Source organism: Actinomycetota bacterium (assembly GCA_030017835.1).
Classification (GTDB): Bacteria; Actinomycetota; Aquicultoria; order UBA3085; family Oleimmundimicrobiaceae; genus Yes70-04.
On record JASEGU010000061.1, the window covers coordinates 1 to 1,821 of the forward strand.

The window sequence follows — 1,821 nt, forward strand, 5'->3', positions numbered from 1 at the left end:
CGCATTGAAGACGTTCTCAAGACTGGGGCTGAGACTGTAGTGACCGCCTGCCCTTATTGTTTACAGATGTTCGAGGATAGCATCGAACATAAAGGTATTAAGGACTCGTTGAAGGCAAGAGACCTTGTTGAAATAGTTGAATCAGCAATGAAGCAGTAGGCCCCAATAGCACGAATGACAACGAATGACGCAAATGGACAACCATTAGTTACCATTCGTGAAATTCGTCATTTTCATCATTCGTGGCGTGCCCTCTGAGCATGGGGCACGAGGAGAGGAGTCGTATGCATACGATCGTCTGTGTTAAACAAGTACTTGACCCCGAGATACCACCGGCCAAATTCAAGATTGACCCCGAGGCGAAACAGGTTATTCCTCCCGCCGGAGTGCCGCCTGTGATCAGCGTATTTGATGAACGAGCAATTGAGGCAGCATGCCGGCTCAAAGATAAGCACAAAGGGAAAATAACAGCGATCAGTATGGGGTCAGGGAAAGCTTCTGACGTGGTAAAGCACGCCATATCGATGGGGGCCGACGACGGATTTGTTCTCCAGGATGAAGCCTTCGAAAACCTGGATAGCTTTGGTACGGCTTATGTCTTGGGGAAAGCGATCCAGAAAATTGGCGGGTATGACCTGGTTCTGTGTGGCCGGCAGGCCGCTGACTGGGGCGCTGGTCAGGTTGGCTCTATTCTAGCCGAAATACTTGGCATCCCTGTAGTTACCCTCGCCTGCGATATCGAAGCAGTGGACAAGAAGCTCAGGGTAAAAAGGATAGTGAAGGATGGCTATGAAGTACTGGAGGCTTCCATGCCAAGCCTAATTACTGTCAGCAGTGAGATTGGTCTACCTCGTCTTCCCGCTGGAATGGGCCTCATGCTTGCTCGCCGCAAGCAGATTCCGGTCTGGAAAGGACAGGATATTGGGACTGAGCCTTCGCAGTTGGACAAGGCTAACGCCCATACCGAGGTCACCGGTCTCTCTGTGCCGACCCGAAAGACCGAGTGCGAGATAGTTACCGGGAGTACACCTGGCGAAGCGGCCGTCAATCTAGCCTTAAAGCTTATTAAGCTGATATGATGAAATTTCGGAAAAAGCCGAGAAATCTCTGAAATCTATGTAATCATTTTTTGGAATCTCTGTAATCAAGAAAGTGAACGGAGGATATTCAATGGCTAATCATAAAGGTGTTTTGGTTTGTGGTGAGATCGCTGAAGGGAAATTAGCGCCAATCACGATAGAACTCCTTGGAGCCGGAAGAAAGCTCGCCGATGAACTGGGCGAAGACTTAAGCGCCCTATTGATGGGTAGCAAAACAGGCGGCCTGGGTCAGGAGGCAATCGCCTATGGGGCTGACAAAGTCTATGTTGCTGAAGACAGTCTCCTGGAGAACTATAACTCCGATGCCTACACTCAGGTAGCGGCTAACCTTTGCCTGAAAGCGCTTCCTTCCATTATGCTTCTTGGCCATACGGATGTCGGTTGTGATTTAGCTCCGCGACTCAATGGTCGCTTAGGGGGTGGGCTCGCTATGGATTGCCTGGCGTTATCCGTTGACCCGGCGACCAAGCTCCTGGTCTCGACCAGGCCTGTCTTTGGTGGTAACGCCCACGCCACGGTGGTATCAAGGTCTGCCCGGCCTCAGATGGCTACTCTAAGACCGAAAATAGTACCGCCAGCAGAGCGCAATGACTCCCGGCAAGGTGAGGTTATTCCTGTAGAAGGCAAGATCGACCCTTCGGCGCTTAAAGTCAGAGTTATCGATCGGATAAAAGAGGAGGTGGAAGGGGTGAAGTTGGAAGACGCTGAGGTCGTTGTCAGC

The 1,821-nt window shown here is 51.1% G+C and carries 2 protein-coding genes; both read left to right on the top strand.

Annotation, left to right across the window (positions count from 1 at the left end; translation table 11 throughout):
- Positions 1 to 284 precede the first annotated feature (284 nt).
- On the top strand, positions 285 to 1,079 hold the full coding sequence (locus QMD53_07135) for an electron transfer flavoprotein subunit beta/FixA family protein (GenBank protein ID MDI6800409.1): 795 nt from the start codon (positions 285 to 287) through the stop codon (positions 1,077 to 1,079).
- Between the two features lie 91 nt (positions 1,080 to 1,170).
- The coding region (locus QMD53_07140) for an electron transfer flavoprotein subunit alpha/FixB family protein (protein ID MDI6800410.1) at positions 1,171 to 1,821 on the top strand (651 nt) is incomplete at its 3' end.